Raw genomic sequence first — 16,831 nt, forward strand, 5'->3', positions numbered from 1 at the left:
GCGGTCACTCCGGGTCGGTGACGTCCGCGATGACTGCGCCGACCGCCTCGAGGTAGTCGTCGGCGTCGACGAACGCGCTGTACCCGTGTTCACCGGCGCCCACGGCGATGCGGCGTCCGACGATCGTGGTGTCGGCGTACACGGGCCACGCCTGTTCACTGCCGAGCACCGTGATCGTGCCGCGCTCGTATCCGGTTGCGGCGAATGCCGTCGACGCATCGGGCAGGGAGAGTTTGTTGACGCCGAGCAGTGTCCGCAGCTTGGACCAGGAGATCTTCCGGCCGCCGGGGACGAGCACGAACAGGTAGTCGCCGCTGTGGCGCTTCGCGACGATGGTCTTGACGATGCCGAACGGTTCGATGCCGAGGAGTTCAGCCGCCTCTTCGAGGCTGTTCGCGGCCGGGCGCTCGACGATCTCGACGTCGAGACCGAGTTCGCGCGCGGCCTGCTCGACGCGCTCCCGACCGATGGGACCTGGGGTTTCCTGGACGTTCGTCGTCATGTGCCGTCGCCTTCTGGGAGAATAGGTGGTGATGTCTCTTCCTACCACTCTCAGCAAGCGGCCGCCGCTCACGATCGGTCCGATCGTGCTCGACGCGCCGGTGGTCCTCGCGCCGATGGCCGGGATCACCAACACCGCGTTCCGTCGACTCTGCCGAGAATTCGGCGCAGGACTCTATGTGAGCGAGATGATCACCTCGCGAGCGCTCGTCGAGCGCACCCCGGAGACCATGCGGCTGATCCAGCACCACGAGAGCGAAACGCTCCGGTCCATCCAGCTGTACGGCGTCGATCCCAAGACCGTCGCCGAAGCCGTCACCATCCTCGTCGCGGAGGATCGGGCCGACCACATCGACCTGAACTTCGGCTGCCCGGTGCCCAAGGTCACCCGCAAGGGCGGCGGAGCCGCACTGCCCTGGAAGACGGGCCTGTTCCGTGACATCGTCGAGGGCGCCGTCAAGGCGGCCGGCGACGTGCCGCTCACGATCAAGATGCGCAAGGGCATCGACAGCGATCACCTCACCTACCTCGAAGCCGGTCGGATCGCTGAAGGAGCCGGTGTCGCGAGCATCGCCCTCCACGCGCGGACCGCTGCCGAGTTCTATTCCGGTCACGCCGACTGGGCCGCCATCACGAAGCTCAAGGAGACCATCACGAGCGTCCCCGTGCTGGGCAACGGCGACATCTGGTCCGGTGAGGACGCTCTCGCGATGGTCGAGCAGACCGGCTGCGACGGCGTCGTCGTCGGGCGTGGCTGCCTCGGGCGTCCGTGGCTGTTCGGCGACCTCGCCGCCGCATTCTCCGGCCAGACCACCAAAGCGGAGCCGAGCCTCGGCCAGGTCGCCGCGGCGTTCCGTCGCCACGCAGAGCTCCTCTCGGAGTTCTTCGAGAGCGAGGAGCGCGGCTGCCGCGACATCCGGAAGCACGTCGCCTGGTACTTCAAGGGGTACCCGGTCGGCGGCGACCTCCGGGCGCGGCTCGCGACCGTCGAGTCGCTCGAACAGATGGACGAGCTCCTTGCGACGCTCGACTGGGAGCAGCCGTACCCCGGAGAGTCCGCGGAGGGCCCACGTGGCCGCGCCGGCACCCCGAAGCGTCCCGCGCTGCCCGACGGTTGGCTCGATTCGCAGTCGCTCGGCGTCGAGGAGCAGTGCGAGATCGCCGGCGCAGAGCTGGACCACAGTGGTGGATAGGGCGGGAGGCACCGTCCAGGACACGCCATCCGACGCCGCTGGCTACTCGTCCCACGATGAGGAACGCTGGCTGCCGGAGCACCACTCGACCAGACGGACCAACTTCGCCAGGGACCGTGCGCGGCTGCTCCACTCGAGTGCGCTCCGACGCCTCGCCGCGAAGACGCAGGTGCTCAGCCCGACGAGCGGCGTCGATTTCGCAAGGAATCGCCTCACGCACTCGCTCGAGGTCGCGCAGGTCGGCCGGGAGCTCGCAACGAGTCTCGATCTCGCGCCGGACGTCGTCGACACCGCATGCCTGGCGCATGACCTCGGGCACCCGCCCTTCGGCCACAACGGCGAGCGGGCGCTCAACGACTGGTCCATCGACATCGGCGGGTTCGAGGGCAACGCGCAGACGCTGCGCATCCTCACGCGGCTCGAATCGAAGGTCTTCGGTCCGGACGGCGAGCCCTACGGCCTGAACCTCACGAGGGCGAGTCTCGACGCGAGCTGCAAGTACCCGTGGCCGGCATCGCACGCCGTCGCGGATCCCGGCGGCCGTGCGAAGTACGGATTCTTCGACGATGACGAGGCCGCGTTCCGGTGGCTGCGAGCCGGCGCTCCGGAGCGGGTGCGTTGCATCGAGGCGCAGGTGATGGACCTGGCCGACGACATCGCGTACTCGGTGCACGACTTCGAGGACGCGGTGGTGGGGGAGTACATCGACCCGGCGTTCCTCAACGCCCGTGCCGGGCATGAGGCGCTCATCGGCACAGCGCTCGCGTGGGCCGGTGACGACTTCACGCACGACGACCTGGCGGCTGCGTTCGACCGGCTCTCCAGCTCGCACACCTGGATCACCTCCTGGGACGGCTCACGGCGCGACCTCGGGCGGTTGAAGAACTTCACGAGTCAGATGATCGGCAGATTCGCCGGCGCGGCGACCGCGGCGACGAGGGAGAGCTTCCAGCAGTCCTCGCTCGTGCGGTTCGGCGCCGATGTTGTGGTGCCGCACAGCATCCAAGCGGAGATCGCGCTGCTCAAGGGTGTTGTCGCGGCGTTCGTGATGTACAACGATTCCAGGCAGCCGCTGTATGTGCGCCAGCGTGAGATCCTCACCTCCCTCGCTGACAGTGTGTTCGCGGCGGGCGAGTCGGCACTCGACGTCGGATTCGCGGCGGACTGGCGTGCAGCATCGGACGATGTCGCCCGCAAGCGCGTCGTCGTCGACCAGATCGCGAGTCTGACGGACCAGAGCGCGCTCTCCTGGCACGAGCGCTCACACCTGTCCTGACCGTTCTCGCGAGCGGGCAGTCGTGGCTGGTTCGACCGGCTGCAGAGCAGCCACGACTGACAGTTCGCGGGCAGAGGGCGGGAGGGTCGCCGGCGCGGCTAGGATTGGCGTATGGCAGGCCGGATTCGACAGAGCGATGTTGAAGAGGTCAAGTCCCGTGTCAACATCGCGGACGTCGTCGGCGACTACGTCCAGCTGAAGTCCGCCGGCGTCGGTTCCATGAAGGGGCTGTGCCCCTTCCACGACGAACGAAGCCCCAGTTTCCATGTCCGTCCGGGCGTCGGGCTGTACCACTGCTTCGGTTGTGGCGAGAGCGGCGACGTCTACAGCTTCCTGCAGCGGATGGACCACGTCACGTTCGCGGAGTCCGTCGAACGCATGGCGCAGCGCATCGGCTACCAGCTGCAGTACGAGGACGGGCAGGGCGGCCAGGTCGACCACGGCAACCGTGCCCGGCTCCTGGCCGCGAACGAGGCGGCCGGTGAATTCTTCCGCGAGCAGCTCCACGGCGCGGACGCCGACCTCGGGCGCCGCTTCCTCGGTGAGCGCGGGTTCGACGCCGCGGCCGCCGAACGATTCGGGATCGGCTTCGCCCCTGCCGGCTGGGACGGGCTCATCATCGGGATGCGCAAGCGCGGATTCAGCGACGAGGAGCTCGCGGCATCCGGGCTCGTCAGCAGCGGTGACCGCGGCATCTACGACCGGTTCCGCGGGCGCCTCGTCTGGCCGATCCGTGATCTCACCGGACAGACCGTCGGGTTCGGCGCCAGACGTCTCCGTGAGGACGACAAGGGTCCGAAGTACCTCAACACGCCGGAGACGGCGGTGTACCACAAGGCCCAGGTCCTGTACGGGCTCGATCTTGCCAAGCGCGACATCTCGCGGCAGCACCGGGTCGTCGTCGTCGAGGGGTACACCGATGTGATGGCGTGCCATCTCGCGGGGGAGACGACCGCCGTGGCGACCTGTGGAACGTCCTTCGGCGTCGATCACATCAAGGTGTTGCGACGCGTGATGGGCGATGAGTCCGCCGTCGGTGAGGTCATCTTCACCTTCGACCCGGATGAGGCAGGGCAGAAGGCGGCCGTGCGCGCGTTCGGCGAGGAGAAGCGCTTCGCGGCGCAGACCTACGTCGCCGTCGCGAGCGACGGCCTCGATCCCTGCGATCTGCGGGTCACGCGTGGTGACGCGGCCATCCGGCGACTCGTCGACGGCCGTGAGCCGATGTTCGAATTCATCATCAGGCGCACGCTCGCCTCATTCAACCTGGAGACCGTCGAAGGTCGTGTCGGTGCGCTGAGAGCTGCTGCGCCGGTCGTCGCCGACATCCGCGACCCGTCGCTCCGTCCGGGATACACGCGTGTGCTCGCCAAGCAGCTCGGTCTCGACCTCGACGAGGTCACCAGGGCGGTACGGGCGGCCGGCAGCCGTCAGACGCGGCAGGACGCCGCAGGCGGCCCGTCGAGCAGCAGCGCCCGGGACGGCGCGGACCGGGGCTCCTCCGACGCTCCCGCAGAGCGCGTGGAGCGCCCTGCGTCGATGTCTGACCTCCCCACCGACCCGAACACCCGTCTGGAGCGGGACGCGGTCATGGCGCTCCTGCAGTACCCGTCACTCGCCGGGCAGGCGCTGCTCGATCGCGCCGTGCAGACGGGCTTCACCAACGGCACCCTCGCGGTCGTCCGCGACGCGATGTCGGTGAGCCTCGCGGATGCCGACGGACCCAATTGGCTTGCGTCGGTCGCCGCGCAGGTGCCTCCGACGTTCACGAGCCTGGTGCACGAGCTCGGTCTCGCATCCGTGCCGGAGGGCAACGAGGAGAAGCTCGGAGCGTACGTCAAGGACATCACGATCTCCCTCATCGAACGGGACCTGCTCCGACGGAAGGCCGAGCTCCTCGGCACCCTGCGACGCACCGACCCGAACGACGCCGACGCCTACCGGGCCGTCGGACGCCAGATCACCGACGTCGAATCCGAACGCCGCTCCCTCCGCACGGAGTCCTGATCGGATGGCGGGCCTCCCGATGACGGGCCAAACGTCACCGCTGAGCGCGCCGCCCCAGCACTCGAATCCCCGCCGGGTACACTCAGTGGGTATTTCGCGGCAGGAGAGCATTCGATGAAGGAACCAGACACAGGCGGGTTCGCCGCAGTGGCGAGCGACCTGAGCGTCGACTATCCGGCGCACGGTGTGAGTCCGGCGAACCGGGCGCTCGACGGTGTCAGCTTCTCCCTGCCGGAGGGTGGTGCGCTCGGGATCGTCGGCAGTTCCGGCTCGGGCAAGAGCACGCTCCTGCGGGTGCTGTCCGGTCGTCATCTCGCCGGCAAGGCCAGCGACTCCCGCCCCGTCATCGGCGGCGGCGATGCGACCGTCCTCGGCCGGCAGCTCCGCAAGATCGGCAAGAAGGAGCTGCGACGACTCACGTTCGACGTGTCGTTCTTGCCGCAGGAGGCCGGAACGCTCCTCACGCCCGATCTGACGGTGACGGAGCTCATCTCCGAACCGATCCTCATCCGGGACCGCAAATACAGCCAGAAGGCGCTGGGCGTGCGTGTGGCGACGCTCCTCGACGCGGTGCAGATGCCGCTCGCGAGCCTCGACAAGTATCCGTACGAATTGAGCGGCGGCCAGCGTCAGCGCATCGCCATCGCCAGGGCGCTCGTGCTGGGCCCCAAGCTCTTCATCGCGGACGAGCCGACCGCCGGCATCGACATCACGGTCCGCCACACGGTCACGAACCTGCTTGCCGGCGTGCAGCGGGAGGGCGGCAGCATCATCGTCGTCACGCACGATCTCGGCATGCTGCGCGAGGTCACCCAGAACGTCCTGGCGTTGCACCAGTCACGCGTCGTCGGGCTTGGCCCCATCGACTCGTTGCTCGCCGATCCGCCGCACGAGTTCCTCGCAGCGCTCGCGCAGTCCGGCGGCACGGAGACCCAGTACGAGACGCCGGAGGCCGTCGGAACGGATTGATGCTCCGCTCGATTTGGTCTACGCGAATCTTTTGGTAAAGTAGTCACGCAACAAAAACACATTCCTCGATAGCTCAATTGGCAGAGCAATCGGCTGTTAACCGGTAGGTTCTTGGTTCGAGTCCAAGTCGGGGAGCGAAAGCCCCAGGTCCTCCACGACCTGGGGCTTTTTTGTATGCCTGCGCGGGAATGTCTTTTTGTGCACGTGTGGCCGACACGCCCGAAACGCACAACACCCCCGAAACGCACAACACCCCCGAAACGCACAACACCCCCGAAACGCACAACACCCCCGTTCTCGTGCGAGGTTTCGCGCCGATGTTCGGCACCTCGCCCGAGAACGGGGGTGTTCGGTCAGGGCCAGCGGGAGACAGGAGCCTGGCCGGTCAGCCTTCGAGGTCGTCGCGGCCAGGGAGCCAGCTGATGCCGGGCACGCCCCAACCGGACTTGCGGACGGCCTTCTCTGCGCGGCGCGAGTACGGCATGATCAACCGGTCGACGTAGAGCACGCCGTTCAAGTGGTCGAACTCGTGCTGGAGGATGCGTGCACGCCAGCCGTCCACACGGAGTTCGACCGGCTCGCCCTCCAGATCCGTCGCGATGAGCAACGCTGATGCTGCGCGGCGCAGCGGGAACCGCTCGCCAGGGACGGAGAGGCAGCCTTCCGCCTCTTCCTCCTCGTCGAGTTCCTCGACGTCCGCCGGGCTGATCCACAGCGTGGGGTTGATCGCGACGCCGCGCCAGGGCTGGTCGTCGTCATCGACATAGCTGTAGACGAAGAGGCGCAACGGGACGCCGACCTGCGGAGCCGCGAGACCGACGCCTGGAGCCTTGTCCATCGTCTCGTACATGTCGGCGACGAGCTGCCTGAGCTCGTCGTCGACGTCGGTCACGGGCTGGGCCACGGTGTGCAGGACTGGATCGCCGGTGACGCGAATTTCGAGGAGTGCCATTCGTTGAGCTTATCCGGCGCACCCGCACGTTACAGTCGAGGGGTGCTCCATTCCGCGACTGACTTTGCCGACCTCGCCGTCGACTTCACCCGGAATCCAGCCCTGCTGCTCGGTATTCCGCTCGCCCTCATCGGGGCGGTGTTCCTCTCGATCGGTGCGCAGCTGCAGCACCGCGGTGTGGTCAAGGTCGAAGTGTCGACGGGGAAGGGCGGCGCGGCGGGTCTCGATCTGAAGCAGCTGTTCGCGCTGTTGAGCCGGCCGTCCTGGGTCCTCGGCACGCTGATGCTCGGACTCGCGATCGTCCTGCAGTTGAGCAGTCTCGCGATCGCACCGATCACCGTCGTGCAACCGCTCGGCGCGTTCGCGCTCGTGATCACGGCGGTGATGAACAGCCGCATCAGCAAGGTGAGCCTGAACCGACGGTCGGTCATCGCGATCATCGCGTGCGTCGGCGGCGTCGGCCTCTTCGTGACGATCGCAGCGGTGTTCGCCGTGGAGCACCCCGTGGACGACGGGGAGCTCATCACGATCCTCCTGCTGCTCGCCGGGGTGCTCGTCGTCTTCGGCGGCGCGTTCGTCGTGCTGCGCAAACGGGCGACGGCGATCTTCTACATCATCGGCGCCGGAGTGCTCTACGGCTTCGTCGCAACGCTCGCCAAGGTCATCATCGGCCGACTGCAGCAGGGTGATGTCGAGTGGCTCACGATCACCTGCGGCGCCGGCCTCCTCGTCGCGGGGATCCTCGGCGGCTACTTCGTGCAGACCGCGTACTCGTCCGGTCCGCCCGACCTCGTGATCGCCGGACTCACCGTGATCGACCCGATGGTCGCCGTCGGGATCGGCATCGTTGTGCTGGGCGAGGCGAGCGCTGCGCCACTGTGGGCCGGATTCGGGTTCGTCGTCGCCGGCGCCATCGCGGTCTGGGGTGTCTTCCAGTTGGCGAAGCACCACCCGCAGGTCGACGCGACGCCGCATGCCGCCGCTGCGAACCGCGAATCGGAGAACGCCGCAGAGGACGCCGCTGAAGTCGACTCGCGGGCGTAACCCCGAGCGAAAACGGCCCTCCGGGTATGCTGGAAGCGGCGTACCCCGCCTTTCCGGGACGAGACCGATCACGTGTGACGGCTCGTCAACTGGCCAGACACAGAGGAATCACCACCACCTTGACTTCTCCAAACGACCAGCACCAATCGTCCAGCACGGGCGAGCGCACGGGCGAACGACCCCTGCGCATCGTCATCGGCGCCGACACGTTCTCACCGGACGTCAACGGCGCAGCACGATTCGCTGAACGCCTCGCGGCCGGCCTCGTCCGCCGCGGGCACGAGGTGCACATCGTCGCACCGGCGGGCTCAGCGAAGTTCGGCACGTGGCAGGAGACGCACGAGGGGCAGCGGATGACCGTGCACCGGCTCTTCAGCCTGCGCTGGTACCCGCACGACTGGCTGCGGTTCGCGATGCCGTGGACCATCAAGCGCAACGCCGCGAAGATCCTGGATCAGGTGAAGCCGGACGTCGTCCACTTCCAATCGCACATCATCGTCGGCCGAGGCCTGTCGATCGAGGCGGAGAAGCGCGGGATCCGCATGGTGGCGACGAACCACATCATGCCGGACAACATCCTCGACTTCACCCTCATCCCCGCCAAGACGCAGGAGTGGTTGGTCCGTGAGCAGTGGCAGGCGGCGAAGAAGTGCTTCGTCCGCGCGAGTGCGGTCACGACGCCCACGAGGAAGGCAGCGGAGTTCCTCGAGGAGTTCACCGGCCTGACCGGCGTGCACGCGGTGTCGTGCGGCATCGAGGCGAACCTGTACACGCCGAGCTTCGAGCCGAAGCCGAACACGATCCTGTTCGTCGGCCGGGTGACGACGGAGAAGCAGATCGACGTGTTGATCCGTGCGCTCGCCACGCTGCCGGCCGAACTCGATGCGCGTCTCGACATCGTCGGGGGAGGCGATCAGCGCAAGCACCTCGAGCAGCTCGTCGAACAGCTCGGGCTGGGGGACCGGGTCACGTTCCTCGGCAAGGTCAGCGATGCAGACCTGAAGGCCGCATACACGAACGCCAAGGTGTTCGCGATGCCGTCGATCGCCGAACTGCAGAGCATCGCGACGATGGAGGCGATGGCGTCCGGCCTGCCGATCGTGGCCGCCGACGCGATGGCGTTGCCGCACCTCGTGCACGACGGGGAGAACGGCTACCTGTTCACCCCTGGCAGCGTCGAGGAGCTCGCCGAGCGGTTGCGGACCGTCCTGACCGCGTCCCCGGAGGAGTACCGGCGTCTGCAAGACGCCTCGCTCACGGGTGTCGAGGTGCACGACATCGAGCGCACGCTCAACACCTTCGAGGCGCTGTACCGGGGCGAGCGCGTCGCGGAGCAGTCGGCCGAAGCCGATGTCCCGGCGACGGATCCGGCGACCGAGTCCGCCTGATCGGTGCCGGCGGCAGAGCCGATCCGCGCCCTGTGGATATGCTGGTCTCTGCACGGGGCGGTAGCCAAGCTGGTGAAGGCATTCGGCTCATAACCGAACGATGCGTGGGTTCAAGTCCCACCCGCCCTACAACACGGACACCGGAACGACGGAACGGGCCGGGCGAATGATCGCCCGGCCCGTTCCTGTCTCAGATGACTCTGGAGCGCGTCAGCTCGCCGTCTTGAGGTGGACGAGCGCCGCGGCGCCGATGAGCGGACCGTCGCTGTCGAGGCCGGACGGGACGACACGGACGGCGCCGGCGTATTCTGTGAGCGCACTGTCGGTCGCTGCGGCCTGGACCAGGTCGAGGTAGTCCGGTGCGACACGGGAGAACCCGCCGCCGACGGCGACCTTCTCCAGGTCGAGGAGGGTGGAGATGCTGCAGAGCGCCTCACCGACGGACGTGGCAGAACGACGGACGGCGCGGAGTGCGATGGGGGAGCCGGCGGCGTAGTCCGCTGCCAGCTCCTCACCCGTTGCGCCCGACCACCCGTGAGCACGGGCCCAGCGGACCGTCGCGAGACCAGAGGCGCGTCCTTCGAGAGTCCAGGGCGCGTTGGGCAGCTCCGGCCGACGACGACGGAACTGCATCTGCCCGAGGTGGCCTGCGTTGCCAGAGCGTCCGGCGACGAGCTGGGAGTTGATGATGATGCCTCCGCCGATGCCGGTGGACACCACGATGCCCATGGCGTTGACGGTGCCGCGGAGCGCGCCCTTCCAGTGCTCTGCGAGGGCGATGCAGGTGCCGTCGAGTCGGAGGACGACATCCGTGCCGGGGTCGACGGCCGATGCGACGGCGCCGACGATGTCGAATCCTGCCGCCGCCGGGAGGTTGATGGGGAAGGTGGTGCCGTCCACGAGATTGATGGGTCCGGCGGATCCGATGCCGACACCGATGAGGTTCGCGCCGTCCGGGAGCGACGCGAACGCCTGCCTGGTCGTCTCGACGACCGAGCGGACGATGTCCTCCCTGCTCGATGCCGCTCCGGTCGGTCCGCGGAATCGGGTGGCCGGGTCGACGACGCCGTCAGCGGACACGAGTGCCGCCTCGACCTTCGTACCGCCGAGGTCGATCGCAAGAGCGTAATCCACGCTGCCCCTTTCACATCATCACAAGATGATCTCGTTCAATCCGTTTTGTGTTCACTACTTGACTACAACAGGAGACTGCGCCACCGTAGCATCTGTGAGCAAGCCACCCCAACGACCTCGTCGACATCGCAATCCGGGGTCGCAATCCGCCCTCCGTCAGTCCAATCAGCAACGCATTCTGCAAGCGCTGCTCGTGCGAGGGCCCTTGACCCAGGCTGAATTGTCCAGACATACGGGACTGTCTACTGCAACGGTATCGAATATCGTGAAGGCTCTCGTCGCGCGGGGCATCCTGCAGACGGAGCCGACGACGAGTTCCGGGCGACGCGCCCTGGAAGTGAGCCTGTCCGCAGACGGAGCCGTCTCCGTCGGCATCGACTTCGGGCGCTCGCACGTGCGGATCGCGGTGACGACGCTGGACTACCGGGTCGTGGCGGAGGAGGTCATCCGGCTGCCGCTCGGGCACCAGGCCCACGACGCGCTGCAGACCGCGGCAGAGCTCCTCGGACGTCTCCTCTTCGAGGCGAGGGTGGCCAGAACCGCCGTCCTGGGCGTCGGAGTGGGTATTCCTGGGCCGATCGACGGGCGTACGGGAACAGTCATCGACGGAACGATCCTGCCGGAGTGGGTCGGCATCACCGCCTCCTACATCGAGGAACGCCTCCAGTTCCCGGTGAGGATCGAGAACGACGCCAACCTCGGCGCCCTCGCCGAAGTGACGTGGGGGCCGCACGGCGGCGTCTCCAACCTCGTCTTCGTGAAGATCGGAACCGGTATCGGTTGTGGCCTCATTCTGAACGGGAGCCTGTTCAAGGGAAGCCTGGGAGTCAGCGGTGAAATCGGCCACATCCCGGTCCACGACCATGGACTCGTCTGCCGATGCGGCAACCGCGGGTGTCTCGAGACGGTTGCGTCCACGGCCATCATGATCGAGCTCCTCAGCCGGTCGCCGCAGCACATCACCAACGCGGCGGAACTCGTGGAATCCGCTCTCGCCGGCGATACGGCGACCTTGCGGGTCGTCAATGACGCTGGACTCGCCGTCGGGCGCTCGCTCGCAACCATCGCGAACTTCGTGAATCCGGAGGTCATCGTCGTCGGCGGACCGCTCGCCGGGCTGGGTGAACTCCTGCTCGGGCCCGTCAGAGAGGGGCTCCTGCGCTATGCGGCGCCCATCGTCGGCGCCAACACGAGGCTGAGCATGTCGTCGTTCACCGACCGCGCAGAAGCGCTCGGCGCCGCATCGCTCGGATTGCAGGAACTGGACGTCGACGATTTCGTGATCGTTTCGTAAGCAACGTTTTGCGTTAACAACTTGACCACAGCGTCAAGACGATGTTGACTACATCAGCAGCCCAAGGTGGCGCTGCTACGAAGACAAGGAGGTCGGGTCCGTGGAGTTGAGCACCAACGCTTTCGAATCGGCAGGAACCACCGGTCCGGTCATTCTCGAGATGCGACAGATCACGAAGGAATTCCCCGGCGTCAAGGCGCTCGCGGATGTCTCCATCAAGGTGCGCGCGAACGAGATCCACGCGATCTGCGGGGAGAACGGTGCCGGGAAGTCCACGCTGATGAAGGTGCTTTCGGGCGTCTACCCGTTCGGGACCTACTCGGGGGACATCGTCTACCAGGGCGAGGTCATGCGCTTCCGCGACATCAAGTCGAGCGAAGCAGCCGGCATCGTGATCATCCACCAGGAACTCGCACTCATCCCGGAACTCTCGATCACCGAGAACATCTTCCTGGGCAACGAGCCGACGCGTTTCGGAGCGATCAACTGGGTCGAGGCCAAGCGCCGCGCGATCGAGCTGCTCGCCCGCGTCGGACTGACCGATGACCCGGACACGCAGATCAAGAACATCGGCGTCGGCAAGCAGCAGCTCGTCGAGATCGCGAAGGCCCTCAACAAGTCGGTCAAGCTCCTCATCCTCGACGAGCCGACCGCAGCGCTCAACGAGTCCGACTCGCAGCACCTGCTCGACCTGATCCGCGGCCTCAAGGGCAAGGGCATCTCGTCGATCATGATCTCCCACAAGCTGAACGAGATCGAAGAGGTCGCAGACGCGATCACCATCATCCGCGACGGCCACACGATCGAGACGCTCGACGTCAAGGCCGACGGCGTGAACGAGGACCGCATCATCCGCGGGATGGTCGGCCGCACGCTCGAGAACCGGTTCCCTGACCGCACGCCGAACATCGGCGAGGTCTTCTTCGAGGTCAAGAACTGGAACGTCCAGCACCCGCAGGTCGCGGAGCGCATGGTCGTGAAGAACTCCAGCTTCACCGTCCGCCGCGGCGAGGTCGTCGGATTCGCAGGACTGATGGGCGCAGGGCGCACCGAACTCGCGATGAGCATCTTCGGCCGCTCCTACGGCAACTTCCTCTCCGGCCAGATCATCAAGGACGGCAAGGAGATCAGCGTCAAGACGGTCTCCGACGCCATCAAGCACGGTCTCGCCTACGTGAGTGAGGACCGCAAGGCCCTCGGCCTCAACCTGCTCGACGACATCAAGCGCTCCGTCGTCTCCGCGAAGCTCACGAAGATCTCCCGCGCCGAGGTCGTCAACGAGTCCGAGGAGTACCGCATCGCGGAGGAGTACCGAAAGAGCCTCCGCATCAAGACCCCGACCGTCGACGAGGGTGTGAACAAGCTCTCCGGCGGCAACCAGCAGAAGGTCGTCCTCGCCAAGTGGATGTTCACCGACCCGGACCTGCTCATCCTCGATGAGCCGACCCGCGGCATCGACGTCGGCGCGAAGGCCGAGATCTACGCGATCATCCGCGAGCTCGCAGCCCAGGGCAAGGGCGTGATCATGATCTCGTCCGAGCTGCCAGAACTGCTCGGCGTCTCCGACCGGATCTACACGATCTTCGAAGGCACGATCACGAACAACCTGCCGGTGGCCGAGGCAGATCCAGAAACGTTGATGAGGAACATGACCTCCAAGAAGAAGAAGGTTGCTTAACCGTGAGTGACACCAGTGCAGTCCCCGTGAAGAAGCGGGGTTCGATCAAGGACCTGGGCAAGATGTTCGGGTCGGGCACCTCTAACGCCCGCCAGTTCGGCATCCTGTTCAGCCTCATCGCGATCGTTTTCCTGTTCGAGATCCTGACCGACGGTCTGACGCTCTCGCCCGGGAACCTGATCAACCTCGTCAGCCAGTACTCCTACATCCTGATCCTCGCGATCGGCATGGTCATGGTGATCATCGCCGGCCACATCGACCTCTCCGTCGGTTCGGTCGCCGCATTCACCGGCATCCTCGTCGCCCTCGCGATGCAGGACTGGCACTTCCCCTGGCCCGTCGCCATCCTCTACGGCCTCGTCATCGGCGCCCTCATCGGCGCGTGGCAGGGCATGTGGGTCGCGTTCGTCGGCGTCCCGGCGTTCATCGTGACCCTCGCGGGCATGCTGATCTTCCGCGGTGGCAACCAGTTCTTCGGCAACGCGGACACGGTTCCCGTTCCGGACGGCTTCACCTCGATCGGTGCAGGTTACCTCCCGGAGGTCGGCCCCGACACGGGCTACAACAACCTCACGCTGCTGCTCGGCATCATCATCGCAGCGGCCGTCGTCTGGAACGAATGGCGTGCGCGTCGTACGCAGCGCACCATGGGTTCAGAGCAGGCGCCGCTGTGGGTCAGCATCGTCAAGGTCGTCGTCCTCGTCGCCCTCATCATCTTCGTCACCTTCCTGTTCGCAGGCGGACGCGTCGGCACGAGCTTCCCGATCTCCGGCCTCATCCTCGGTGTGCTCGTCCTCGCATACGCGTTCCTCACGAAGAACACGATCTTCGGTCGTCACATCTACGCCGTCGGTGGCAACAAGCACGCCGCTGAACTGTCCGGTGTGAGCTCGCGCCGCGTCAACTTCCTCGTCATGATGAACATGTCGATCCTCGCCTCCCTCGCCGGCATGATCTTCGTCGCACGCTCGCAGGCCTCCGGCCCGCAGGACGGCCTCGGCTGGGAGCTCGACGCGATCGCGGCGGTCTTCATCGGTGGCGCGGCCGTCTCGGGCGGCATCGGCACCGTTGCAGGCTCCATCATCGGTGGTCTTGTGATGGCGGTCCTCAACAACGGCCTCCAGCTGCTCGGCGTCGGCGCGGACCGCGTGCAGATCATCAAGGGCCTCGTGCTCCTGATCGCCGTCGGCCTCGACGTCTGGAACAAGACGCAGGGTCGTCCGTCGCTCATCGGCTTTATGACCAGGAAGCGCGGATCGGATGGTGGCAACAAGGCCGCCGACGAACCCGTGCTCATCGACTCGGCGGACAACATCGTCCCCGAAGGCGGAACTCCGGACACGGCTCGTCCGCCGGCAGTCACGCCCAACTGACCCGCCACACCAACCCGCTTACCCATCCCAGCACCACAACCCGCACCACACACAGAGAGAAAGTACTCAACGATGAAGAAAATCCTTCTCGCGACGACGGCAGTCGCCGCAGTCGCAGCCCTGGCCCTGTCCGGCTGCTCCTCGCGTGACGCCGGCAGCGGCTCCGGCTCGTCCGGTGAGGCGTCCGGCTTCGCGGCCGACTCGCTCATCGGTGTCGCCCTTCCGTCGAAGACGTCGGAGAACTGGGTCCTGGCCGGTGGCCTCTTCGAAGACGGCCTCAAGAAGGCCGGCTTCAAGGGCGACGTCCAGTACGCCGGTGCGTCCACCACGGTCAAGGACCAGCAGGACCAGATCTCGTCCATGATCACCAAGGGCGCCAAGGTCATCATCATCGGTGCAGCCGATGGTGGGCAGCTCGCGACGCAGGCGAAGGCGGCGCACGACGCCGGTGCCGTCGTCATCGCGTACGACCGCCTCATCCTCAACACCGAGAACGTCGACTACTACGTGGCCTACGACAACTTCAAGGTCGGCGAGCTGCAGGGTCAGGCCCTGCTCGACGGCATGAAGTCCCGCAAGGCGACCGGTCCGTACACGATCGAGCTGTTCTCCGGCTCCTCGGACGACGCCAACTCGAAGGTCTTCTTCGACGGCGCCATGAGCGTCCTGCAGCCGGCCATCGACAAGGGCGACGTCGTCGTCGGCTCCGGCCAGACGGACATCAAGCAGACGGCTACGGCCGGCTGGAAGGCTGAGAACGCACAGAGCCGCATGGACTCGCTGCTCACCAGCACCTACGGCTCGAAGGAGCTCGACGGCGTCCTGTCGCCGAACGACACCCTGGCCCGCGCCATCATCACCTCGGTGAAGGCCGCCGGCAAGCAGATCCCGATCGTCACCGGTCAGGACTCTGAAGTCGAATCCGTCAAGTCGATCATGGCCGGCGAGCAGTACTCCACGATCAACAAGGACACCCGTGCCCTCGTCGACCAGGCCATCAAGATGACGCAGCAGCTCCAGAAGGGCGAGAAGGTCGACGTCAACGACGACAAGTCGTACGACAACGGCAAGAAGATCGTCCCCGCGTACCTGCTCGCACCGGTCATCGTGACCAAGGAGAACGCAGCTGAGGCGTACGCCAACGACCCGACCCTCGAGCCGCTGACCCGCCAGTAACACACCCACAGCAGCGCAACACGGCGGTCCCGGCATCTGATGCCGGGGCCGCCGTTCTGCATGTGGAGGCGTTCGGCGGGGGAGAGCGGAGTCCTTCGGGATCGTGGCGCGCCGCGATCGCCTCGACACGCCGCACCGGGCATCCGATGCTTGTTCTCACGCAGACAGGTGAGGCATAATGCCAGTAACGGCGTGAGCCGGAAGAATTTCAGAAGATGTCGGTCAGCGGACCGTCGTGTGGCATCGCTTGCAGGGTCGTTGGGGAAGACGTACCCAAGAGCAAGCGGAGGAAGCCATGTCGACACCGATGACGAGGGGCGTGCTCTACGTGCACTCCTCACCACGAGCGTTGTGCCCGCACCTGGAGTGGGCAGCAGGACGCGCCATTGGTCGCGCCGTCAACTTCACCTGGGAGAACCAGCCCATCCTTCGTGGTGCTCAGCGCGCGGAGTTCTTCTGGGAGGGCCCGCACGGCACAGGTGCAGCCATCGCATCGGCACTCCGTGGGTGGGAGCACCTCCGCTACGAGGTCAGCGAGGATCCCGTGAGCGGGGTCGACGGCGCCAGGTGGATGCACACGCCGGATCTCGGGATCTTCTATGCGCAGACCGACAGCGTCGGCAACATCGTCATCCCTGAGGACCGGATCAGGTACGCGATGGAGGTCGCGGCCGGCAGCATGGACGAGCTGCAGCGTGAACTGCGCGTCGCGCTCGGACAGGCCTGGGACGACGAACTGGAACCCTTCCGTCACGCGAGCGACGACACCTCGGTCGTCTGGCTGCACAACGTCGGCTGACGCACGATACGCATCGTGCAGCACCGATCCACAACTGAACACGATTC

The 16,831-nt window shown here is 66.4% G+C and carries 14 protein-coding genes and 2 tRNA genes; 13 read left to right on the forward strand and 3 right to left on the reverse strand.

Features of this window, described 5'->3' with window-relative positions; translation table 11 throughout:
• Positions 1-4 precede the first annotated feature (4 nt).
• Entirely contained in the window at positions 5-502 is a 498-nt protein-coding gene (locus ACL9RL_RS15000; RefSeq protein ID WP_422781076.1) for an aminoacyl-tRNA deacylase, read from the reverse strand.
• Positions 503-533: 31 nt separating this feature from the next.
• Here ACL9RL_RS15000 and dusB point away from each other — a divergent pair, with 31 nt between their 5' ends.
• From dusB to ACL9RL_RS15025, 5 genes are all read left to right on the forward strand, one after another.
• Positions 534-1,694 (forward strand): tRNA dihydrouridine synthase DusB, encoded by a 1,161-nt coding sequence (dusB, locus tag ACL9RL_RS15005; RefSeq protein ID WP_422781077.1) that lies wholly within the window; start codon positions 534-536, stop codon positions 1,692-1,694.
• Positions 1,687-2,970: a deoxyguanosinetriphosphate triphosphohydrolase gene (locus tag ACL9RL_RS15010; RefSeq protein ID WP_422781078.1), complete on the forward strand. Its 1,284-nt coding sequence runs from the start codon at positions 1,687-1,689 to the stop codon at positions 2,968-2,970. Before dusB ends, ACL9RL_RS15010 begins: the two co-directional genes overlap by 8 nt.
• A 111-nt stretch (positions 2,971-3,081) precedes the next feature.
• Positions 3,082-4,977, forward strand: coding sequence for a DNA primase (gene dnaG / locus ACL9RL_RS15015; RefSeq protein ID WP_422781079.1), 1,896 nt, complete (start codon positions 3,082-3,084; stop codon positions 4,975-4,977).
• Between the two features lie 114 nt (positions 4,978-5,091).
• Positions 5,092-5,946, forward strand: coding sequence for an ATP-binding cassette domain-containing protein (locus tag ACL9RL_RS15020; protein WP_422781080.1), 855 nt, complete (start codon positions 5,092-5,094; stop codon positions 5,944-5,946).
• Positions 5,947-6,008: 62 nt separating this feature from the next.
• Positions 6,009-6,081: transfer RNA gene (locus ACL9RL_RS15025), tRNA-Asn, on the forward strand.
• 250 nt (positions 6,082-6,331) lie between these two features.
• Here ACL9RL_RS15025 and def read toward each other — a convergent pair.
• The gene (def, locus tag ACL9RL_RS15030; protein WP_422781081.1) at positions 6,332-6,898 is read right to left on the reverse strand and encodes a peptide deformylase; all 567 of its coding nucleotides are present in this window, start codon (positions 6,896-6,898) and stop codon (positions 6,332-6,334) included.
• Between the two features lie 42 nt (positions 6,899-6,940).
• Here def and ACL9RL_RS15035 point away from each other — a divergent pair, with 42 nt between their 5' ends.
• The 3 genes from ACL9RL_RS15035 to ACL9RL_RS15045 all read left to right on the forward strand — a co-directional run bounded on the left by ACL9RL_RS15035 (position 6,941) and on the right by ACL9RL_RS15045 (position 9,459).
• Entirely contained in the window at positions 6,941-7,942 is a 1,002-nt protein-coding gene (locus tag ACL9RL_RS15035) for a DMT family transporter (RefSeq protein ID WP_422781082.1), read from the forward strand.
• Positions 7,943-8,061: 119 nt separating this feature from the next.
• Positions 8,062-9,330: a glycosyltransferase gene (locus ACL9RL_RS15040; RefSeq protein WP_422781083.1), complete on the forward strand. Its 1,269-nt coding sequence runs from the start codon at positions 8,062-8,064 to the stop codon at positions 9,328-9,330.
• A 54-nt stretch (positions 9,331-9,384) separates the two neighbouring features.
• Positions 9,385-9,459, forward strand: a tRNA-Ile gene (locus ACL9RL_RS15045).
• Positions 9,460-9,540: 81 nt separating this feature from the next.
• Here the strand turns inward: ACL9RL_RS15045 and ACL9RL_RS15050 are convergent.
• Positions 9,541-10,464 carry an ROK family protein gene (locus ACL9RL_RS15050; RefSeq protein WP_422781084.1) on the reverse strand — a complete coding sequence of 308 codons (924 nt, stop codon included), beginning with the start codon at positions 10,462-10,464 and terminating at the stop codon, positions 9,541-9,543.
• Between the two features lie 94 nt (positions 10,465-10,558).
• Here ACL9RL_RS15050 and ACL9RL_RS15055 point away from each other — a divergent pair, with 94 nt between their 5' ends.
• The 5 genes from ACL9RL_RS15055 to ACL9RL_RS15075 all read left to right on the forward strand — a co-directional run bounded on the left by ACL9RL_RS15055 (position 10,559) and on the right by ACL9RL_RS15075 (position 16,784).
• Positions 10,559-11,758 carry an ROK family protein gene (locus ACL9RL_RS15055; RefSeq protein ID WP_422781085.1) on the forward strand — a complete coding sequence of 400 codons (1,200 nt, stop codon included), beginning with the start codon at positions 10,559-10,561 and terminating at the stop codon, positions 11,756-11,758.
• Positions 11,759-11,918: 160 nt separating this feature from the next.
• Positions 11,919-13,436, forward strand: a complete 1,518-nt coding sequence (gene mmsA / locus ACL9RL_RS15060; protein ID WP_422781183.1) for a multiple monosaccharide ABC transporter ATP-binding protein — start codon at positions 11,919-11,921, stop codon at positions 13,434-13,436.
• A 44-nt stretch (positions 13,437-13,480) separates the two neighbouring features.
• Positions 13,481-14,809 (forward strand): multiple monosaccharide ABC transporter permease, encoded by a 1,329-nt coding sequence (mmsB, locus tag ACL9RL_RS15065; protein ID WP_422781184.1) that lies wholly within the window; start codon positions 13,481-13,483, stop codon positions 14,807-14,809.
• A gap of 72 nt (positions 14,810-14,881) precedes the next feature.
• A complete protein-coding gene (locus ACL9RL_RS15070) occupies positions 14,882-15,985 on the forward strand; it encodes a substrate-binding domain-containing protein (RefSeq protein WP_422781086.1) in 1,104 nt (367 codons plus the stop codon).
• Positions 15,986-16,280: 295 nt separating this feature from the next.
• Positions 16,281-16,784, forward strand: a complete 504-nt coding sequence (locus ACL9RL_RS15075) for a DUF3145 domain-containing protein (RefSeq protein WP_422781087.1) — start codon at positions 16,281-16,283, stop codon at positions 16,782-16,784.
• Positions 16,785-16,831: the final 47 nt, after the last annotated feature.

The organism is Plantibacter sp. Mn2098 (genome assembly GCF_049319745.1).
Lineage (GTDB): Bacteria > Actinomycetota > Actinomycetes > Actinomycetales > Microbacteriaceae > Plantibacter.

Bases quoted from the DNA above. Each gene is read 5' to 3' on its own strand.
- ACL9RL_RS15000 (WP_422781076.1), bottom strand. From the start codon at position 502: ATGACGACGAACGTCCAGGAAACCCCAGGTCCCATCGGTCGGGAGCGC.
- mmsA (WP_422781183.1), top strand. From the start codon at position 11,919: ATGCGACAGATCACGAAGGAATTCCCCGGCGTCAAGGCGCTCGCGGAT.
- dusB (WP_422781077.1), top strand. From the start codon at position 534: ATGTCTCTTCCTACCACTCTCAGCAAGCGGCCGCCGCTCACGATCGGT.
- ACL9RL_RS15070 (WP_422781086.1), top strand. From the start codon at position 14,882: ATGAAGAAAATCCTTCTCGCGACGACGGCAGTCGCCGCAGTCGCAGCC.
- dnaG (WP_422781079.1), top strand. From the start codon at position 3,082: ATGGCAGGCCGGATTCGACAGAGCGATGTTGAAGAGGTCAAGTCCCGT.
- ACL9RL_RS15075 (WP_422781087.1), top strand. From the start codon at position 16,281: ATGTCGACACCGATGACGAGGGGCGTGCTCTACGTGCACTCCTCACCA.
- def (WP_422781081.1), bottom strand. From the start codon at position 6,898: ATGGCACTCCTCGAAATTCGCGTCACCGGCGATCCAGTCCTGCACACC.
- ACL9RL_RS15020 (WP_422781080.1), top strand. From the start codon at position 5,092: ATGAAGGAACCAGACACAGGCGGGTTCGCCGCAGTGGCGAGCGACCTG.